At 57.4% G+C, this 14852-nt stretch carries 16 protein-coding genes; 3 read left to right on the top strand and 13 right to left on the bottom strand.

The window, feature by feature from the left end; translation table 11 throughout:
• Positions 1-20 precede the first annotated feature (20 nt).
• The 3 genes from betB to xth all read right to left on the bottom strand — a co-directional run bounded on the left by betB (position 21) and on the right by xth (position 3299).
• Positions 21-1493: a betaine-aldehyde dehydrogenase gene (gene betB, locus AC3CHX_RS02730; RefSeq protein ID WP_488642576.1), complete on the bottom strand. Its 1473-nt coding sequence runs from the start codon at positions 1491-1493 to the stop codon at positions 21-23.
• Positions 1494-1614: 121 nt separating this feature from the next.
• Positions 1615-2205 (bottom strand): transcriptional regulator BetI, encoded by a 591-nt coding sequence (betI, locus tag AC3CHX_RS02725; RefSeq protein WP_488644705.1) that lies wholly within the window; start codon positions 2203-2205, stop codon positions 1615-1617.
• A 326-nt stretch (positions 2206-2531) separates the two neighbouring features.
• Positions 2532-3299, bottom strand: coding sequence for an exodeoxyribonuclease III (xth, locus tag AC3CHX_RS02720; protein WP_488642575.1), 768 nt, complete (start codon positions 3297-3299; stop codon positions 2532-2534).
• Positions 3300-3559: 260 nt separating this feature from the next.
• Here xth and AC3CHX_RS02715 point away from each other — a divergent pair, with 260 nt between their 5' ends.
• From AC3CHX_RS02715 to AC3CHX_RS02705, 3 genes are all read left to right on the top strand, one after another.
• The gene (locus AC3CHX_RS02715) at positions 3560-4138 is read left to right on the top strand and encodes an NnrU family protein (protein WP_488642574.1); all 579 of its coding nucleotides are present in this window, start codon (positions 3560-3562) and stop codon (positions 4136-4138) included.
• A gap of 90 nt (positions 4139-4228) precedes the next feature.
• Entirely contained in the window at positions 4229-4951 is a 723-nt protein-coding gene (locus AC3CHX_RS02710) for an aspartate/glutamate racemase family protein (RefSeq protein WP_488642573.1), read from the top strand.
• Positions 4952-5096: 145 nt separating this feature from the next.
• The gene (locus tag AC3CHX_RS02705; RefSeq protein ID WP_488642572.1) at positions 5097-6164 is read left to right on the top strand and encodes a hypothetical protein; all 1068 of its coding nucleotides are present in this window, start codon (positions 5097-5099) and stop codon (positions 6162-6164) included.
• 15 nt (positions 6165-6179) lie between these two features.
• Here AC3CHX_RS02705 and AC3CHX_RS02700 read toward each other — a convergent pair whose 3' ends face one another.
• From AC3CHX_RS02700 to AC3CHX_RS02655, 10 genes are all read right to left on the bottom strand, one after another.
• Entirely contained in the window at positions 6180-6968 is a 789-nt protein-coding gene (locus AC3CHX_RS02700) for a 5'-methylthioadenosine/adenosylhomocysteine nucleosidase (protein WP_488642571.1), read from the bottom strand.
• 81 nt (positions 6969-7049) lie between these two features.
• The gene (locus AC3CHX_RS02695; protein ID WP_488642570.1) at positions 7050-7694 is read right to left on the bottom strand and encodes an alpha/beta fold hydrolase; all 645 of its coding nucleotides are present in this window, start codon (positions 7692-7694) and stop codon (positions 7050-7052) included.
• 8 nt (positions 7695-7702) lie between these two features.
• Positions 7703-7963, bottom strand: coding sequence for a hypothetical protein (locus AC3CHX_RS02690; protein WP_488642569.1), 261 nt, complete (start codon positions 7961-7963; stop codon positions 7703-7705).
• Between the two features lie 72 nt (positions 7964-8035).
• A complete protein-coding gene (locus AC3CHX_RS02685; RefSeq protein WP_488642568.1) occupies positions 8036-8953 on the bottom strand; it encodes an RluA family pseudouridine synthase in 918 nt (305 codons plus the stop codon).
• Positions 8953-9444 carry an arsinothricin resistance N-acetyltransferase ArsN1 family B gene (locus AC3CHX_RS02680; RefSeq protein WP_488642567.1) on the bottom strand — a complete coding sequence of 164 codons (492 nt, stop codon included), beginning with the start codon at positions 9442-9444 and terminating at the stop codon, positions 8953-8955. Before AC3CHX_RS02680 ends, AC3CHX_RS02685 begins: the two co-directional genes overlap by 1 nt.
• A 281-nt stretch (positions 9445-9725) precedes the next feature.
• The gene (locus tag AC3CHX_RS02675; RefSeq protein ID WP_488642566.1) at positions 9726-11612 is read right to left on the bottom strand and encodes a propionate--CoA ligase; all 1887 of its coding nucleotides are present in this window, start codon (positions 11610-11612) and stop codon (positions 9726-9728) included.
• Positions 11613-11689: 77 nt separating this feature from the next.
• A complete protein-coding gene (locus AC3CHX_RS02670; RefSeq protein ID WP_488642565.1) occupies positions 11690-13141 on the bottom strand; it encodes a bifunctional 2-methylcitrate dehydratase/aconitate hydratase in 1452 nt (483 codons plus the stop codon).
• Between the two features lie 71 nt (positions 13142-13212).
• Positions 13213-13629: a hypothetical protein gene (locus AC3CHX_RS02665; RefSeq protein WP_488642564.1), complete on the bottom strand. Its 417-nt coding sequence runs from the start codon at positions 13627-13629 to the stop codon at positions 13213-13215.
• Between the two features lie 168 nt (positions 13630-13797).
• On the bottom strand, positions 13798-14151 hold the full coding sequence (locus AC3CHX_RS02660) for a YkgJ family cysteine cluster protein (RefSeq protein ID WP_488642563.1): 354 nt from the start codon (positions 14149-14151) through the stop codon (positions 13798-13800).
• On the bottom strand, positions 14148-14753 hold the full coding sequence (locus AC3CHX_RS02655) for a glutathione S-transferase (RefSeq protein WP_488642562.1): 606 nt from the start codon (positions 14751-14753) through the stop codon (positions 14148-14150). Before AC3CHX_RS02655 ends, AC3CHX_RS02660 begins: the two co-directional genes overlap by 4 nt.
• Positions 14754-14852 lie beyond the last annotated feature (99 nt).

Here is a 14852-nt window from a genome sequence, read left to right as displayed (position 1 = left end):
TGCTCGCTCAATGAAGCGCGTTAAAACACTGACGTGTAAGCACCTAACTCCACCTGGATCGACTTGATGCGCGTGTAATGTTCCAGCGTGGTCAAGCCGTTTTCACGGCCGACGCCGGATTGTTTGTAACCTCCGACCGGCATTTCCGCCGCCGACTCGCCCCAGGTATTGATCCAGCAAATCCCTGCCTCCAGCCGATGAATCACGCGATGGGCGCGGCTCAGGTTTTCTGTCATCAGGCCAGCCGCCAGACCATATTCGGTATCGTTGGCGCGACGAATCACTTCGTCTTCTTCATCGAACACCAGGATGCTCATCACCGGACCGAAGATTTCTTCCTTGACGATTGTCATCTCGTCGGTGCAATCGGTGAAGACTGTGGGCTGCACATACGCTCCCTTGGCGTATGCACCGCTGACTTCACGCTTGCCGCCGATCAGGAGACGCGCACCTTCGGCAATGCCGGTCGCGATGTAACCCAGCACGCTGTCCATGTGCGTAAAGCTCACCAGCGGGCCGAAGTTGGTGTCGGCGTCTTGCGGGTTGCCGAGACGGATGCGGGCAACGCGTTCCAGCACCTTGGCTTCGAACGCTTCTTTCAATGAGCGATGCACAAACACGCGCGTGCCGTTGGTGCAGACCTGGCCCGAGCTGTAAAAGTTTGCCATCACGGCGACGTCGGCGGCACGATCCAGATCCGCATCGGCGAACACGATCAACGGCGATTTTCCTCCCAGTTCCATCGTCACATCTTTGAGTGTCGAACTGGAGGCGCTGGCCATGACTTTTTTACCGGTCGCGGTGCCGCCGGTGAAGGATATTTTTTCGATGCCGGGATGTTCCGTCAACCACGTACCGACTTCCCGGCCGCTGCCGGTCAACACATTGAAGACGCCATCCGGCAAACCTGCTTCAGTGAAAATTTCTGCCAGTTTCAACGTCGTCAGCGAAGTCACTTCGCTCGGCTTGAAAATCATCGCGTTACCGGCAGCCAGTGCCGGGGCCGCTTTCCACAGGGCGATCTGAATCGGGTAATTCCACGCGCCAATGCCAGCGACCACACCCAGCGGCTCGCGTCGGGTGTAGACAAACGAACTCTCACGCAAAGGGATTTGCTGGCCTTCGATCGATGGCACCAGACCCGCGTAATACTCCAGCACATCGGTGCCGGTGACGATATCGACATAACGCGTTTCCGACAGTGCTTTGCCGGTATCCAGCGTTTCGATTGCAGCCAGTTCGTCATTCCGTGCGCGCAAAATTTCCACCGCACGGCGCAAGATGCGTGAACGCTGCATCGCGGTCATCGCCGCCCATACGCGCTGGCCCTTTTTGGCGCTGTCAACAGCCAGATCAACGTCAGCCTTGGCGGCGCGCTGGACCACTGCCAGCACCTCACCGTTGGCGGGGTTGATGCTCTCGAATGTCGTACCGCTGGTGGCATCGACCCGACGACCGCCGATGTAAAGTTGCTGCAGTGGGAATACTGGCATTTGAAGCCCCTCTGTTCGAATAAATATTCGGTTAAATGAAAAATCACAATGTGCTGCCGAACCGTTTCATTCCGGTTAGCGCCTGCTTAAGGCGGCCTGACGCGAGCCCGGCTACGACGCATTACGAACCCGCACTGCCTTTGGCCAACTGTTGATCCAGATATTCATAAGCAATTTTCCGGGCCGTGCTCACATCAAACGCTTCGCCGGACAGGGAACCGCGCAACCATAATCCATCAATCATCGCGGCCAGGCCGCGCGCGGCCTGACGCGCCTGCGGCAGCGCCAATTCGCGTCGGAACTGGGCGCACAGGTTGGAATACAAACGCTGGTCGTTGACCCGCTGCAAGCGCCGTAACGATGGCTGATGCATGCTCGACGACCAGAAAGCAAACCAGGTTTTCATGACCGGACCGCTGATTTGATTGTCGCTAAAGTTGGTATCCACCAACGCCCGCAGTTGCGCCTGCGCGGTGTCTTCTTCACCTGCCAGTGCACGCCTGCGCCGCAATGCATCGTCGCTCAAGTCACGCAAGATCTGGCGCATGGTGGCTTCCAGCAAACCACTTTTATCGCCGAAATAATGGCTGATGATGCCGGTCGACAATCCCGCTTGCCTGGCAATCAGCACGATGGTGGCATCGGCCAGACCGACCCGGTCGATCACGGCAAGCGTCGCCTGAATCAGCTGCTGCCGCCGCAACGACTGCATTTCGTTTCTTTTCCTCACTTCTTCTCCATCAGCGTGCGCAGGGCGCACCGTCTGCCCGCTATTTAAGCAAATGAGTATAGTTTAAATTGATTGGACGTTCAATCAATAAAAATTGACGCTTACCACCCTGATCTTTTAGGCAACCTTAAAGCAAGGTAAACATCTCGGCGAAACATGCTGCATGGCAATTTAACAATGCCGCTCAATGGGGGAATCCAGTGAGCGCCGACTCCGCCGAAGCAGCGCGCCAGGAGAGAAAGGCAATCAGCGGAAATAAAAAAACGCGGCCCGAAGGTCGCGTTTTTCTATTTCCGCCTGCAAACCGATCACTCCTCCAAGGTCGCAATCACCGGCGCATGATCGGAAGGTTGTTCCCATTTGCGCGGCACCTTGTCGATGACGCACGCCGTACATTTTGCAGCCAATGGCGGCGACAACAAGATGTGGTCGATGCGCATGCCGCGGTTCAGGCGAAATCCCATGCGGCGATAATCCCACCAGCTATATAGTTTCTCCGCTTGCGCAAACATGCGAAACGCATCGGTCAGTTCCAGGCCCTGCAAGCGGACGAACGCCGCGCGCTCTGGCGGCGAGACCAGATTCTCGCCGACCCACGCCGCCGGATCATAGACATCGCGATCTTCCGGCGCAATATTGTAATCGCCCAGCAACGCCAGATTCGGATGCTGCTGGCGCTCGCCATCCAGATAGTCATGCAAAGCATCCAGCCACTTCAGCTTGTATTGATACTTATCCGATTCCAGCGACTGTCCGTTCGGAATGTACGCGCAGACTATCCGCATGCCGGCAATCGTCGCGGTCAGCAAACGCTGTTGCTCGTCTTCAAACAACGGATTGTTCCTGACCACATCCGTGATCGGATGACGTGCAAGAATCGCCACACCGTTATAGGTTTTCTGACCGCTGAACACCACCTGATAACCGGCGGCCTCGATTTCCGCCTGCGGGAATTTATCATCGGTCAGTTTGGTCTCCTGCACTGCCAATACATCCACCGGATTATCCGTCAGCCATTGCAAGACCTGCGGCAGACGGACCTTGAGCGAGTTGACATTCCACGTTGCTATTTTCATCGAGTTCAAATTCTTTAATATTTAATTGAGTAAGCAGCGTATTCGCCAGCTTGAAAACTGGCCGGGCTACAAATTATATTTGCGTGTGGCCTGTTTGATACAGCGCCGCCGATCTTTTACCACCGCACTTTACACCAATCGGCACTTGCCCTCTATGAGCAGCAGCTTCGCGAGCGCGATCTGCGCTGCGCCAACGTGAGTTTGGAACCCGCGGGCTGTTGTGCGACAATCACGAAGCACAAAAACGCGAGGGCTACGACATGACGGTACTGATACTAGGCTTGTTGATTTTTCTAGGCGTGCACTCGGTCCGCATCGTGGCCGCGCCTTGGCGCGCAGCGCAGATTGCCCGTATGGGTCAAAACGGCTGGAAAGGATCGTACGCACTGGCTTCGGCTGTCGGGCTGGTGCTGATCGTCTGGGGCTACGGACTGGCGCGCGCGCACCCGTTGCTCCTCTGGACGCCGCCAACGGCGACGCGCCATCTCGCCGCGCCGCTGACCGCACTGGCCTTCGTTCTGCTCGCGGCCGCGTACGTGCCGGGCAACCGCATCAAGGCCGCGGTCGGGCACCCGATGGTGCTGGGCGTACAGGTCTGGGCCCTGGCGCACCTGCTCGCGAACGGCGGCCTGGCTGCCGTTGTATTGTTCGGCGCCTTCCTGGTCTGGGCCGTGGCGGATTTCGCAGCGGCGCGCCGCCGCGATCGGCTGGCGGGAACGCACGGTCCTGCCGGAACGCGCGCGCGGGATGTTGTCGTTGTCAGCGTCGGGCTCGTGAGTTGGGCGCTGTTCGCATTCCTGCTGCACGGGTGGTTGATTGGCGTAAGGCCGTTCGGCTGAGCGGCGGGCGGTCTGCATAAAAACCGCGTGTGGCGGCCACAAGCCGCCAGATAGTTAAGCGTCTCCAATTACCGGCATACAGGGATCGCAGTGAAAACAATTGGCTTGATTGGCGGTATGAGTTGGGAGTCTACGGTTCCTTACTATCGCCTCATAAACGAAACGGTCAGAGCGCAGCTTGGCGGTCTGCATTCTGCAAAGGTGATTCTCTACAGCGTCGACTTCCACGAAATTGAACGTCTGCAGCATGCAGAAGACTGGCCGGAAGCCGGGCGGCGGCTAGCCGGCGCAGCCCGTGCACTCGAAGCGGCAGGCGCCGATTTCCTGGTTCTTTGTACCAACACGATGCACAAGGTGGCGCCAGCCATCGAGTCGGCAGTCTCGATTCCGCTGTTCCACATTGCGGATCCAACTGCCGCTGAGATCAAAGGCTCGGGGCTAGTCAAAGTCGGCTTGCTCGGCACCCGTTTCACCATGGAACAAGCGTTTTATCGTGACAGGCTCGTTCGCCTCCACGGCATTGATGTGCTGATTCCCTCCGAGCCTGATCGAGAGATCGTGCATCGCATCATTTATGACGAGCTTTGCATGGGCCAGGTGCGCGACACTTCCCGCGCCGAATATCAACGCATCATTGCCAGCCTGGTTGTGCAAGGGGCGCAGGCGATCATTCTCGGCTGCACGGAAATCGCCATGCTGGTGGGGCCGAATGATGCGCCGGTCCCCGTATTCGACACAACCGGCATTCATGCCAGGAGCGCTGCCGAATGGGCTATGTCCGCACAAGAGCTGCCGAAAACGTCGGAACCGTGAGATAGTTACCTCTGACACGCGCTTGTCGATAGCTCGCTGTTTTACAAGCGAGAGTCAACGCCCGGGCCCCGAAGACGTTGATTTGAAACGCAACAGCGCATGATCAAGCCGTCAAGCCGGTTTTCACTGACACAGGAAGGGCGTCATGCTCATAAAAAATAAAACGGTTCGCGATTTTTCTTTGGCCTGTGCACTGATTTGCTGGTTACCGTTGGCTCAGGCCGCCGACGCGGCGCAAGCGACGGAGTCGCCGACAGACGGATATCAAGGCTACGCATCGGCAGCACTCGGAAACGGCATCATGTACGGCCCCGGCTTGAGCGGCCAAAAACCAATGAGATGGCGCGCTGCGGAAATCAGATTCGGACCGACTATCGATCTTTTCGGACAGGTTGCGAGCGGCCGCATCCCAGTTGGCGAAGCACCTCGGCTTGACATTGTTTATTACAACGAAGGGCATCCGGACAACAACCATCGGGATGGATACGCGCTGCAGATGGTCTACAGAAAAAAATTGCAGCCAAGTCTCGACGTCGAGCTCGCTGCCGGGCCGTATTTCAGCATGAACAGAACGACCGTCAACGGAACAGAAATCGATGATGCACGCCTTGGCGCGTTGTTTTCCGTGGCCTTTCTGGCCCGCCTCGACCAGTATTCCCGCGGTCTGAATGTCCGGCTTGCCTATAACCACGTTGTGATGCCCGGCGCCCCTTCCTCTGGCACCTTGCTGGTCGGCATCGGCAAAGAACTCGGCTCCGGGTATGCGAGTGCGCCTGACCAACCCGGCCGCCACCCGATATGGCTCGCAGTGGCGGGCGGTTTCGCCCAGACAAATCAGTCGGGACCGGGAAAGCGACTTAGCTATGCGGTTGAAGCAAAAAAATACGACGGCCAATGGGCAACGTCGGTTGCCGGCATCGAAGAAGGCGATGACGGCGTGCGCGTGAATCGCCGCGGGATCGCTGTGCAAGGGTGGTACGTGCAACCGATAGCTGAAGATTGGTCCATCAGTGGCGGTGCGGGCCCTTATCTTGCGGCCAACAGACGGGAATCCGGCGACTTGACGCTCAACGGCCTGATCTCCATCCAGGTTGACCGGAACCTCGGCAGCAGCTTGAAAGCCTTCGCGAATTTCGGGCGGGCAGTCACCTTCAGAAACAAGAACGACGCCGATCTGATGACAATCGGTCTGATGAAACGTTTTGATCTTTAGTCGAAGAGCGTTCGTTCAGGTCCCGCCAGCGGCGCGATCCGAACCGCGTGCCGCAAAAAAGCGCCGCAGAATACCCGTCGAGTAGTGACTGGCGACACCGCTCAGAAACTTGCCGAAATCGATGTGTGCGCTGGCATCGGCGCGATCGGATATGGTACGTAATACGGCACAAGGCACGGCGTACTCAAAACATATTTGCGCCACAGCGGCGCCCTCCATCTCAACCGCCAGTGCATCCGGCAATACCGACAAGATGCGCTCGACCTGCCCGATATCCGCCACGAATTGATCGCCGCTGGCAATCATCCCGACATGCAATACCGGCTGCCCAATGCCGAAAGCCTTCCGGATCTCAGGTAGCACCGCCTGTTGCAGATCTTCTCTCAGAAAGAAGCTGGCTGCCGCTTGCAATTCAGCACCGAGCGCGCTATCCGCCACGAATTCGGACTGCCCCAGCAACGGCACCTCGTGCTGGGGGAACAGCGGACGCGCATCCAGATCGTGCTGGATTAAACGGTCTCCGACCACGATATCGCCGACCTTGACATGCGGTCCGACGCCGCCGGCAAGGCCGGTAAACACAAGCTCCGTCACGCCAAACTCACGAATCAATGTCACCGCCGTCGCCGCTGCCGCGACCTTACCGATTCTGGCGAGCACCACCACGCACGGCTGCCCGTCCAGCTCGCCGACGTGATAGTCGCGCATGCCGATGCGGCGCACGTGATTGCCGCTCTGTCTGGTCATGGCGTCGATCAGGTCGGCGACTTCATCGTGCATGGCCGCTAGTATTCCTATTGTCATTTCGTAATTTTCCTGAGTTCGATAGCGGCACAGATAAGATCAGGCAGGGCGAAAAAGCGGAATGCCTTCCACAACCTGCATCTAATTCAGTCTGTTCACAGCGGCGACAATGTCGTCACAGATACGACGCGAGTTCATGATAGTGGTATGTATCGACGGTACGGTAATCAAGGTAATGCTCGCCAGCCGTGTTTCGGCAACGGTCAGGATCCCGTCATTCGGTTCATCGCCAAACGGTGACCAGCGTCCACGCGGGCCGGCGGTTCCGGCGTAAATGGTGGTGGGTATCGTCGGCATCGGCAATTGTTCGATCCAGTCCTGCTGCGCCAGCAACTGACCCATCTCTCCTGTCATCAAGCGGAACAGACGCCAACTCGAAAAGGTTCTTGCCATGCGACTGGCTTGCATCGGTGGTGCCAGAAAGAAACATGCTTCGGGTTGTTGCGCCAGCCGTGGCAGGACTGCCCGGGTCAGCACGCAACCGAGCGAATGGCCGACCACAATGTAGCGCTGGCCCCTGGTTTTGCGCGTGATGAATTGGTGCAGGCGCGCCAGACATGTGTGCCAGCGCTCGAAGGCGGCCAAATAGCCAAACAGCAGCGGGTGCAGGCCTGCGGCGCGCAAACGCGCAGCCAGAATCAGCATCGACAGTGGCGTGCGCCCCATGCCATGGACCAGGATGACGCGCACAGCTGTGTCGTTTGGCGTGACAGGATCGGGGTTCATGGTAGCGGCTATTTGTCTCTTTTCTGCAATTGCTTCTCGAACGCAACGTCGAGCTTGCTGATGCGCCTGGGCTTTTGCGGCCCGTAGGCATTGACGAATTTTACAAATTCATCCAGTTCCAAGGGTTCGCTAACGCGGATGGCCGGTGCTTCACCGGCATTTTGCGCCAGGATAAATAACTCGCCTGCCGTACGTACCATTGAATAGCGCAGGCCGCTACTGCGTGCGTTGAGACGCTCGACGGCGGAGGTGGCACGGGTTGATCTCATCTGTTGCTCCTGATATTCGTGTAAACATTGCAAAGAATCTGAGGCGGATCAGCACAGCTTACGACTGCACCTTCAGATGATGCGCTTACTTTCAAAACGCAAGCGCTCCCCGCTCACCGGGTCCTGAAAGGAAATGGCGCGCGCCAACAACTTCAGCGGCGACGACCAGTCATCCCCTTTGCACGGATGGACATCGGGATAAAAAGTGTCGTTGACGATAGGCATGCCGAGTGCGGCCATGTGGACCCGCAGCTGATGTTTCTTGCCGGTCAGCGGGCGCAATCGATACAGACTGTTTTCCTGGCGCCGTTCGATCAGTGCAATATGGGTTTCCGAATTCGGCTCACCGCAGACTTCCTGCATACGGAAAAACGGGCTGCCGTCAACCATCCGGCTGCGATACACCAGCGGCAAATCCAGCTGTGGCATGGCCGGGGCCAGCGCCTCATAGACCTTGTCCACCAGGCGCTGCTGAAACAGCGATTGATACGCACCGCGGGTCGCGATGTCACAGGAAAAAATCACCACCCCTGCGGTTTCGCGATCGAGTCGATGTATCGGCGTCAGGTGCGCCAGCCCGGTCTTCTTTTTCAGCCGCACCAGCAGCGTCTCATGCAAGAACCGCCCGGTCGGAATCACTGGCAGGAAATGCGGCTTGTCGACCACCAGCAGGCGGTCGTCCTGGTACAGGATGGCTTCTTCAAACGGGATCGGGGTTTCCGTGTCCAGTTCGCGGTAATAGTAAATACAGCTGCCGCGCCGATATGGCGTCGCCGGTGTCAGCAGTTCGCCGCTGGCATCCACCACTTCGCCTTTTCCCATCCGGGCAATCCAGGTAGCGCTGGCAACAGCCGGGAAACGTTGCCCAAGAAATGTCAGCAAGTCCGGCCAGTCGCCGGCCGGCAGCCACAAATAACTGGGAGCGACGCCGTCGACGACAGGTAACGGCGCGGCCACAACGGTTGCGAGCGCCAATGAAGAAGATCTCATCACAGCACCAGTTGCCAGTAACCGACATCAATCCAGGTATCGAATTTTCTGCCGACCTGACGAAAATCGCCGACCTTTTCAAACCCCATTTTTTCGTGCAGCGCGATGCTGCCCGGATTCGGCAGGGCAATGCCGCTAATCACCGTGTGCACCGGCAACTTGGCCAGTTCCGCCAGCAGCGCGCGATACAGCATGGTGCCTAGACCTTTGCCAGCCGCTGCGCCGGATAGATACACCGAGCTCTCGACAGCATGCTGATAAGCCGTGCGCGGACGCCATCTGGCAGCGTAGGCGTAACCGAGGATCTGCTCTCCGTCAACGCACACCAGCCACGGAAACGTCGCCGTGATGTCGCTGATCCGCTGCGCCATTTCCGGCGGCGTCACGGCAACGCTCTCAAAGCTGATGGTGGTGTTCAACACATAGGGGTTATAGACGCCGCAGATGGCTTCTGCGTCGCTGACCGTCGCGGGACGAAGGATGTAAGTCATAGTGAAAGATGATGGGGGAAAAAACCTGCTGGCGCCAAACCGTCTGTCTGACTGCACGACACGAGCCGGATAGCCCGAAATCGGCACAGCAAATCAGTGCAATGATAACGCGCTATTGGCAAACATGCGGTGGCTGGCAACGCGTTGGCGAACATAACGAAGAAAATCAGATGCAATTTCTACAATATACTCTGGGCAATGCCTGAATCAGACACTCTGTGGACGCTGGATTGCCTCCGCGTCACCCGGCGCAAGGCACTCCGTATAGCTGCGCTCCCCTCCTAACTCGTCAGCGCCTCCCGAATCTGCTGCAACGAAGCGGGATCCTCAATCGTCGTCAAATCGCCCGGATCACGCCCTTCGCAAATCGCCTGAATCGAGCGCCGCAACAACTTGCCGGAACGCGTCTTCGGCAACAGGCTGACGAAGTACACCCGCGCAGGCCGCCCCACCGCACCGATCTGCTGGTCGACCACGCCCATGATCTCTTTTTCCATAGTCAGTCGGGCCGCCGCATCGGTCAGCCCGCCGCCATCCTTGAGGATCACAAACGCCACCGCAACCTGCCCTTTCAACTTATCTTCGACACCGACCACCGCCACTTCCGAAACGTTCGGATGACTGGAAATACTCTCTTCAATTTCTCGCGTACCCAGCCGATGTCCGGCGACATTGATGACATCGTCGGTACGCCCCAGGATGAAATAATAGCCATCGTCATCGCGGATGCCCCAGTCAAAGGTGGAGTAGACATGACGCGCGAAATTCGACCAGTAGGTGCTGACAAAACGATCGTCGTCACCATAAATGGTTTGCAGACAACCGGGTGGCAGCGGCCCCTCCACCACCAACACCCCTTTTTCGTTGGCGCCGCAAAGTTCACCGGTGGATTCATTCAGCAGCGCCATCTTGTAGCCGTACATCGGGACGCCGGGACTACCGAGCCGGGTCGGTTTGTCTTCGATGTTTTTGGCGATGGTCAGCATCGGCCAGCCGGATTCGGTTTGCCAGTAATTGTCGATAATCGGCACGCCGAGCGCGCCGGCAATCCAGTTGGAGGTCGTTTCATCCAGCGGTTCGCCGGCCAGAAACAATGCTTGCAGCGATGACACGTCATATTTCTTCAGCAATTCCGCGGGCTGCTTTTTCAATACCCGGATCGCAGTCGGCGCCGAAAACATCTGCGTCACCTTATATTTCTCGACGATGCTCCACCAGACGCCGCCATCGGGAGAAGTTGGCAATCCCTCGTACATGATGGTCGCCATGCCAGCCATCAACGGCCCGTAGACGATGTAAGAATGGCCGACGACCCAGCCAATGTCTGAAGTGCTGAAAAAAGTACCGCCAGCCTTGCCGCGGAAAATATAGTCCATCGAGGTCGCCAGCGCCACCGCCTGGCCGCCGACATCGCGCTGCACGCCCTTGGGTTTGCCGGTGGTGCCCGAGGTGTACAGAACATAAGAAAGCGCATTCGATTCCAGCCAGACTACCGGCACGCGAGCATCCATATGCAGCGCGCGTTGTTGCGCGAAATCGACATCCCGACCGGCAGTCAACGGCATCTCCGCCAGGCCGCGATTGACCAGCAGCACGTGCCCCGGCTTGTGCTGTGCGAGATTGATCGCATCGTCCAGCAAACCCTTGTACGGCACGACTTTGCCGCCGCGCGAGCCGGCATCCGCGGAGACGATCAACTTGGGCCTGGCATCGTCAATGCGCGTCGCCAGGCTATGTGCGGCAAAGCCGCCGAACACCACCGAATGTACCGCACCGATGCGGGCGCAGGCCAGCATCACAAATGCGGCTTCGGCGATCATCGGCATGTAAATCAGCACGCGGTCGCCCCGCCCTACGCCGAACGATTGCAGGATGGCTGCGGCGCGCACCACCTCCGCCTGCAGTTCTCGATAGGTATACACGCGCTCACTGTTGGTTTCAGTCGAAATCGCGATCAGTGCCGCCTGCTCGCCGCGTGTGGCGACCCAGCGGTCGACTGCGTTATGGCACAAATTGGTGGTGCCGCCGACGAACCATTTGGTGAACGGGGGCTTGGTATAGTCGAGAACTTGAGTAAAGGGCTGATGCCAGTCGATTCTTCTGGCTTGCTCGGCCCAGAATGTTTGTGGATCATCGACCGATCGTTGGTACAGGCTGGCGTAACTCATGCTATCTCCTCGCGAATGGACGTCTCTAAAAACCGTCATCTCAGCCAAAACTGACCGGCCAAGGTGGGAACCGAGAATTAAATGACGTATAAATCCATATACTCGTTAACCGCCATCGCTTCCAGTTTTTTCTGATCGAGTGACACCTCCAGAATTTTTTGCTGCTGCCTGATCGGGAACTGGCGCGCCAGATTGATCTTGAATTTATCTTCCAGCAGTGGAATCCCTTCCTTGCGGCGACGCGCATGGCCGACCGGATATTCAACCACGATTTCTTTCAGTTTCTTGCCGTCCTTGAATTCAACCGTCAGCGCATTCGCGATCGAACGCTTCTTCGGATCGTGATAATCCTTGGTGAAAGCCGGATCTTCGACACAGACGATCTTGTCGCGCAGGACGTCGATGCGTTGGTCGGCGGCGATCCGGTTTTCATAATCGCCCGCAGTCAGACGGCCGAAGATCAATGGCAGCGCAACCATGTACTGGATGCAGTGATCGCGGTCGGCCGGATTGTTGAGCGGACCTTTTTTGTCAATGATGCGGATGCAGGCTTCGTGGGTACGGATCGTGATCTGTTTGATGTCCTCGACCGCTTTACCCGCTTGCGCCAGCTGCTGATGCAATGTCATCGCTGCTTCGACCGCCGTTTGCGCGTGGAACTCGGCCGGGAAGGAAATCTTGAACAGCACGTTTTCCATCACATACGATGCATACTTGCGCTGGAATTTGAACGGCTGGCCTTTGAACAGGACGTCGTAAAAACCCCAGGTCTTGGCGGTCAGTACCGATGGATAGCCCATCTCGCCGGTCTTCGCCATCAGCGCCAGACGTACTGCGCGCGAGGTCGCATCGCCTGCGGCCCAGGATTTGCGCGAGCCGGTATTTGGCGCGTGGCGATAGGTACGCAGCGACTGGCCATCGACCCATGCCAGCGACACCGCATTCAGCGTTTCTTCACGGGTCAGACCGAGCATGTCAGCGACTACCGCGCTGGATGCGACTTTGACCAGCAGCACGTGATCCAGACCTACTTTATTGAATGAATTTTCGAGCGCGATACAGCCTTGAATTTCATGTGCCTTGATCATGCCGGTCAACACGTCTTTCATTGTCAGCGGCTTCTTGCCGGCGGCGACCGCGTTGCGTGACAGCCAGTCGGCAGTTGCCAGGATGCCCCCCAGGTTGTCCGATGGATGACCCCACTCGGCGGCCAGCCAGGTATCGTTGAAATCGAGCCAGCGAATCATCATGCCAATGTTGAACGCGGCCTGAACCGGGTCCAGCTGAAATTGCGTACCCGGTACTTTGGCACCGTTTGGCACCACCGTACCCGGCACGATCGGCCCCATCAATTTTTTGCACGCCGGATATTCCAACGCTTCCAAACCACATCCCAGTGTATCGATCAGGCAGTTACGCGCAGTGTCGTAGGCTACTTTCGAGACTATCTTGTACTTGGTCACATAATCGACGATATCGATCAGCACCTTGTCGTATTTTGGACGCACGTTGGAAATATGGGCAGACATTTTTTTCCTTGGTGATGGATGGCTGATGCTGTTATCGAAGATTGTTAATTGATGCCGTTGCTTACCGGCTCTTAACGCAGCCTGCATTCGTTCGCCAGTTGCGCGCCCTGCCGGGTATTCAACAACATCGACTTGGCTGGAATCTGGATCCATACCAGACCGCTGGCCTGATTTTCGAAACGCACCGCACCGGTGGAAGTCGAGACCGGTGTCATCGCGTACGTTTTCCCTTTCCAGGTTAATTGCGCAGCGTTTCCGGCATGCGACTCGACTTCAACCTTGTTACCTAATTCGCAATTAAACTTCCCGGTAACCAGCGTCGCGGATGTCAGCCGCGCTCCGGCTGCCGGACGTTCGGCTGCCGTCCGACTCTCCTTCAGCGGCACCGACGAGCCGCAGGACGCCAGCAGGGCCGTCATGGCCAGCGCCGAAGTCAGCGTCGTGACGAGACGAGTAGTGGTATTTACAGCAATGCGGCGAACAGTCATTTTTTCTCCTGAGATGAGGGGGTGTTAGATAGTTGGCTTAAAGGGACCTTAACGACGCCCCATTCAGGGCGCTTATTTCCGCTTGCCAATTGGCACAAATTTTAAGTCTTCCGAGCCCACATAATTCGCCGACGGACGAATAATTTTATTCTCGACGCACTGCACGTCTCAAACCAGTACGTGCCGTACCTCGCGAAAAAACCGGTCGATCTTTGCCTCGATCCGCGTATCGATCATGGCATCCGGGCGCATCCCGTTCGGGCACGCGAGTCGTGGCGTGGTGCCAAACAAACGACAGATGATGGGCCGGTCGTCATAGACCTGGCAGCCATGGTCGCCGAGATGCGGACAACTTAAAGCGGCGAGCGCAGCATCATGCTCTGCATCACTTTTGACAGGCAGTCTTGCCATCTCTTCTGACGAAGCCTTCACCGGTCCACAGCAATCATGGCAGCCGGGAACGCATTCGAATGCGGGAATACGCGACCGGAAAAACCTGATTTTCTGCATGTTTTCGGTCATCGCGTCTTCTCCATCACCGAGATGAACAAGGCGGATTCCAGCAACCCATCCAGCCAGCGAATTAAATGCGTGTCGGCATTGGCGTAAAACCATTCTTTATCAACATGCGCAAACTGCCGGACAAACGGGAATATCGCCATATCGGCAAAACTAAGCCGATCGCTCATCAAACAGGCATGTTGAGCCAGGCGGTCATTTAACGCCGACAGGAACAAACCGCCCTGCTCTCGATAGTGCCCCGCAGGAAACGCGGGAAAACGCTCAGCGTATTTGTAACGATCGAGATCCTGCTTGAACCTGCCATCGTTTTGTTCGATCAATGCTGCAGCCTCTGCCGACAATTCGCTGCGACCGTCCATCCATTGCTGCGGATCATTGACCGCCAGCGCCCACTTCATGATATCCAGGCTTTGCTCGATCACCGTGCCGTCAGGCAACCGCAGGACGGGCACAGTGCCTTTCGGAGAACAGTCCAGCAGCGCCTGCGGCTTATTGCGCAAGCTGACCTCGTGCATATCCACCTGGACAGCGCTGGCCTTGACGGCCAGGCGTGCGCGGATCGCGTAGGGACAACGGCGGAAGGTATAGAGAGTCGGGTACACAGTAATGCGCTTCTTGAATGGGGACGTTAACGTCGCTTCGGAATTAATCGGTTCGGTCCATAGCTGAGATGCACGATCCCATGATCTCGACAGGGCGCG

It is taken from the genome of Glaciimonas sp. OK215 (assembly GCF_057787885.1).
The sequence above is the reverse complement of the archived record's forward strand: the minus strand, read 5'-3'. Positions and strand labels throughout refer to the sequence as shown.

What these genes read in the sequence shown, in the direction of transcription:
- AC3CHX_RS02680 (WP_488642567.1), bottom strand. Translation starts at nt 9,444, where the DNA reads ATGACTTACATCCTTCGTCCCGCGACGGTCAGCGACGCAGAAGCCATC.
- xth (WP_488642575.1), bottom strand. Translation starts at nt 3,299, where the DNA reads ATGAAAATAGCAACGTGGAATGTCAACTCGCTCAAGGTCCGTCTGCCG.
- AC3CHX_RS02675 (WP_488642566.1), bottom strand. Translation starts at nt 11,612, where the DNA reads ATGAGTTACGCCAGCCTGTACCAACGATCGGTCGATGATCCACAAACA.
- AC3CHX_RS02660 (WP_488642563.1), bottom strand. Translation starts at nt 14,151, where the DNA reads ATGACCGAAAACATGCAGAAAATCAGGTTTTTCCGGTCGCGTATTCCC.
- AC3CHX_RS02670 (WP_488642565.1), bottom strand. Translation starts at nt 13,141, where the DNA reads ATGTCTGCCCATATTTCCAACGTGCGTCCAAAATACGACAAGGTGCTG.
- AC3CHX_RS02685 (WP_488642568.1), bottom strand. Translation starts at nt 8,953, where the DNA reads ATGAGATCTTCTTCATTGGCGCTCGCAACCGTTGTGGCCGCGCCGTTA.
- AC3CHX_RS02705 (WP_488642572.1), top strand. Translation starts at nt 5,097, where the DNA reads ATGCTCATAAAAAATAAAACGGTTCGCGATTTTTCTTTGGCCTGTGCA.
- AC3CHX_RS02715 (WP_488642574.1), top strand. Translation starts at nt 3,560, where the DNA reads ATGACGGTACTGATACTAGGCTTGTTGATTTTTCTAGGCGTGCACTCG.
- AC3CHX_RS02695 (WP_488642570.1), bottom strand. Translation starts at nt 7,694, where the DNA reads ATGAACCCCGATCCTGTCACGCCAAACGACACAGCTGTGCGCGTCATC.
- betB (WP_488642576.1), bottom strand. Translation starts at nt 1,493, where the DNA reads ATGCCAGTATTCCCACTGCAGCAACTTTACATCGGCGGTCGTCGGGTC.
- AC3CHX_RS02690 (WP_488642569.1), bottom strand. Translation starts at nt 7,963, where the DNA reads ATGAGATCAACCCGTGCCACCTCCGCCGTCGAGCGTCTCAACGCACGC.
- AC3CHX_RS02665 (WP_488642564.1), bottom strand. Translation starts at nt 13,629, where the DNA reads ATGACTGTTCGCCGCATTGCTGTAAATACCACTACTCGTCTCGTCACG.
- betI (WP_488644705.1), bottom strand. Translation starts at nt 2,205, where the DNA reads ATGCAGTCGTTGCGGCGGCAGCAGCTGATTCAGGCGACGCTTGCCGTG.
- AC3CHX_RS02700 (WP_488642571.1), bottom strand. Translation starts at nt 6,968, where the DNA reads ATGACAATAGGAATACTAGCGGCCATGCACGATGAAGTCGCCGACCTG.